The organism is Pontixanthobacter sp., assembly GCF_049682855.1.
In the GTDB taxonomy this organism is placed as follows: domain Bacteria; phylum Pseudomonadota; class Alphaproteobacteria; order Sphingomonadales; family Sphingomonadaceae; genus Pontixanthobacter.
Genome location: NZ_JBAUIK010000005.1, coordinates 1 through 3988, shown reverse-complemented (window position 1 = coordinate 3988; position 3988 = coordinate 1). Strand labels below are relative to the sequence as shown.

5 protein-coding genes are annotated in these 3988 nt (G+C 58.4%); all 5 read right to left on the bottom strand.

Annotated features, from left to right (window positions below; translation table 11 throughout):
* Positions 1-73: 73 nt before the first annotated feature.
* Positions 74-1873 (bottom strand): membrane protein insertase YidC, encoded by a 1800-nt coding sequence (gene yidC, locus WA922_RS02720; protein ID WP_424770141.1) that lies wholly within the window; start codon positions 1871-1873, stop codon positions 74-76.
* Positions 1874-1947: 74 nt separating this feature from the next.
* Positions 1948-2157, bottom strand: a complete 210-nt coding sequence (gene yidD / locus WA922_RS02715; RefSeq protein WP_424770140.1) for a membrane protein insertion efficiency factor YidD — start codon at positions 2155-2157, stop codon at positions 1948-1950.
* Complete coding sequence (rnpA, locus tag WA922_RS02710; RefSeq protein WP_424770139.1) at positions 2154-2558, bottom strand: ribonuclease P protein component; 405 nt, start codon at positions 2556-2558, stop codon at positions 2154-2156. Before rnpA ends, yidD begins: the two co-directional genes overlap by 4 nt.
* Positions 2559-2874: 316 nt before the next feature.
* A complete protein-coding gene (rpmH, locus tag WA922_RS02705) occupies positions 2875-3009 on the bottom strand; it encodes a 50S ribosomal protein L34 (protein WP_170012854.1) in 135 nt (44 codons plus the stop codon).
* A gap of 66 nt (positions 3010-3075) precedes the next feature.
* Entirely contained in the window at positions 3076-3891 is an 816-nt protein-coding gene (locus WA922_RS02700; protein WP_424770138.1) for an alpha/beta hydrolase, read from the bottom strand.
* Positions 3892-3988 lie beyond the last annotated feature (97 nt).

The following is a 3988-nucleotide window of genomic DNA, read 5'->3' as shown; positions in this document are numbered from 1 at the left end:
CCTGCACGGAAGGCCAGTTCTTCACGCGCGGCGGCTTCTTCTGCTTCCAGTTCCTCCGGGCTGAGCGCCTTCATTATCCGGCTGCTTCACGCGCCGCCGCAGCGGCTTTGTCAGCTTTCTCTTTCTCCGCCGCCGCTTTTAACTGCGGGTGCCTGGAATAGAGATAGGCCTGCTGCGCAATCGTCAGCACGTTGTTGGTGACCCAGTAGAGCAGCAGACCGGCAGCAAACGGTGCCATCACAAACATCAGCATCCACGGCATGATGTTGAAGATTTGTTGCTGGATCGGGTCCATCGCGGTCGGATTGAGTTTGAACGTCATCCACATCGTAATGCCGAGCAGGATCGCCAACGGGCCAATCGCCAGCAGGCTGGGCACATCAAACGGAAGCAAGCCGAACAGGTTGAGGATATGCGCCGGATCGGGCGCGGACAGATCCTTCAGCCACAGCGCGAAGGGCTGGTGCCGCATTTCAATCGACAGCAGCAGCGTTTTATACAGCGCGAAGAAAATCGGGATCTGGATCAAGATGGGCAGACAACCCGCCAGCGGATTGACCTTCTCCTCCTTATACAGCGCCATAATCTTTTGCTGCTGTTCCTGCTTATTGTCTTTGTAGCGTTCCTGAATGGCCTTCATTTTCGGCTGGATCGCTTTCATCGCGGCCATGCTGGCAAACTGTTTTTGCGCAATCGGGAACAGAGCGCCGCGAATCACGACGGTGAGCAGGATAATCGCCACACCAAAATTGCCCACCAGACCAAACAGATGCGTCAGCAGCCACCAGATCGGCCATGCGATAAATTCAAACCAGCCCCAATCAATCGACTTGCCGAATTTATCGATACTGTATTTCTGTTCATATTCGCGCAGCACGGTGCTTTCTTTGGCGCCCGCGAATAACCGTGTGGTTTTGGTCACTTGGCGGCCGGCGGCGACTGTGACCGGCTGATAAATCAGATCAGCGCGAAACAGGCTGTTTCCAAGCGAGCGGAAATCGGTATCCGCATCGCTGCCATCCTGCGGGACGAGCGCGGACAGCCAGTAAATATCGGTAAAGCCCAGCCAATTGGCGCGGCCTTCGGTGGTGCCCTCGGCGGAATCTTCGGCCAGATCGTCATAATCGGGGCCGAATTGCACCGCATCGGCAAAATTTCCAATCGGTCCCGAATGGACATTCCACGTATCGGCGCTGGCGGTGCGGCTGGTGCGGTTAATCAGGCTGAAGGGCCGCGCGACAATCGCATTTTCGGACGTATTGGCAATCGTCTGCTTGGCGGTGATCATATAATGATCGTCGATCGCCAGCGCGATCGTCATCACCTGGCCCTGACCATTATCGTGGCGCAACGTCACCGGGTTGCCGGGGGCGAGCGGGCCGCCCTCGCTTTGCCACACGGTATCCTCGGCAATCCGCTCTCCATTTACGATGAAGCCAAATTCCGCAAAATGCTGCGCCGGTGTGCCGCCCGGCGAGAAGATCCGCACTGGACCGCTGTCCTTATCGACGGTCTGCGTGTGGGTTTTCAGCGTAATGTCATCAATACGCGCACCAACCGGATTGATCGATCCGCTCACTTCAGGCGCGTTGATTTGGATGCGGCCAGCCGAAACCAGTTCGGTTTCCAGATCGGCTTCTTCCTGAGCAATATCTGCCGGATCGGTCAGGCCGCCTTCGCGTGTGCCCGATGTGATGGTCTCACCCTCACCCGCCAAAGCGGCAGAGCTTCCATCAGCACCAGTAGAGGCGGCGACCTCTGCCTGCGCTTCGACCGCAGGCTGCGGATAGAAATACCGCATTCCGGCATCCCAACCCAGCAACATAAGACCGCATAGAACCACGGCGAGCAACAGATTACGCGTATTGTCCAAGATCACATTTCCAAAATTAACTTAACATCTGGCAGTCAATATAGCATTTACGTCTAGCAGGGGTGCAGCCGCATTTATGGCACCGGATCATGCCCGTGACTGCCCCAGGGGTGGCAGCGCATTATACGCTTAAACGCCATCCATCCACCCTTGATTGCGCCGTATCTGGTCAAAGCCTCAATCGCATATTGGCTGCACGACGGCATATAGCGGCATGTCGGCGGCAAAACCCGCGACGGGCCGATTTGCCATCCGCGCGCCAGCCAGATCAAAATACGCTTCACCGGCGGGTATTTCTGCGGTGTGCGGGGCGCTTCCCAGGGCGCGGCGCACGCGGCGCATCGCCGTTCCCCTCGCGCACAGCCCTGAGGGCGAAACCCAAGTCCTTGCGCATGATGGCGAAGTCGCGGCGTAATGCTGCATCGCGGCCGATTAGAATGTGATCGTGATCGGGCAACCCTTCTTTGGGCAGGGCATCGCGCAACAATTCACGGAATCGCCGCTTGATCCGGTTGCGCACCACCGCGTTTCCGATCCGCTTGGTTACCGTAATGCCAAACCGAACGCCCTTGCCGCCATTGGGGCTGGCCAGCAAAACAAAGGCAGGCCGCGCCGCGCGCAGACCCTGATTGGCCGCAAGAAAATCGCGGCGCTGGGTAATGATTGCGGGTTTGGTACTGGTCACGGTCACGGCATAGCGCCAAGAGCGAGAAGAGTCTTTTTGTTTTGGACCCTCAAACGCCGGGATTGTTTGTTTGCGCAAGCCCATCCGGGCTCGCGATATCCTCGCTCATGCGATCATAGATCGCGTCGCTGCGGGCGGGCCGCTTGGCCCTATGGCTGCCGCGAGCAAGAACAGGTTCTAAAATTGAGGCTTGGAATGATCTGGTTCACGGCCAGTGAACCGCAAGGGCGCCCAAATTCTTTGGCATCCCGACCGAGCTAATGCGAGGAAGCCAAGGCCAGGGATGTGGCCGCCCGGCGTTTGAGGGTCTAGAAAATTACGCCGACAGCTTCTTGCGGCCGCGCGCGCGGCGGGCGCGGAGCACTTTACGGCCGCCAACGGTTGCCTTGCGCGCGAAAAAGCCATGACGGCGGGCGCGGACCAGATTGCTGGGCTGAAAAGTACGCTTCATGAGAACACCTAAATATCAAATAAAAAGGGCCGCCCGACCGGGGACGACCTCCGTGTGCGATGCCCGTTATGGCACAAGGGTATCCAAGTCAAGATATGCCAGTACCGGTGCAGCGTCTATTTTCGGTGTTTCCTGCTGGACGAAACCATCCTCTAATACAGGCTGCTGCATCACACCCCCGGCCCCCAGCCAGCCGCGCATATCCTGCGCGGTCAGCCATTTGGCATCGGTAAACGCCACCGAATTGGTCATATCATAGAATGCGCGCGCCTCATCCGCGTTCATGCCCATCTCTTGATAATAGTCGAGATAGATGCGGTTTTCCGGCGCGCTCATGGGGAAATCCTGCGGTTGGCGGCCATAGATATCGCGCCATGAATGGACCGCGAACTCTGCGCCGTCATCGATCCGGCGGGTGTTACCGGCCAGGAACAGTTCCACCGCGCCCGAACGGACCGATCCGCCAGCCGGTACATAAGTTTCAAGACCGGCGGCGCGAATCATCCGGCCCACTGCCAGATTGGCGCGGTCATCATCAGTGCCCGGCGCATCGACCAATGCCAGTGTCTCAAGCTGCGGATAATCGGCCAGCATCGCGGCAAACTGGCGCGGCGATGCGCGATTGGTGACCCCAACCATCTCGGCACGGCGTTTATCAATCACGCGAAACGGGCCATATGTCCTGACCGAGAGAGAAGGCTGCGCGCGCTGGACGGCAACAAAGCGTTCTGCGCCATCATCCACAGTATCGCCGACCCGGACCCAGCTTTGCGTGCCCGCGTCCCATTCCTCGACATAGGTTTCAACCGACAGGACCTGCGCCGCCGCAGGCGCGCAAAACAATGTCAGACAGGCGATAAACAGGGCAGAGAGCGAGCGCATGCCGACTATATGAGACCCGGCCTGTTTCCCAAACCCCAAGCGATAGGGTTGTCCGGCCGTTAACGTTCTTTTTCGATCTGTGCCGTTGTGGCACGCT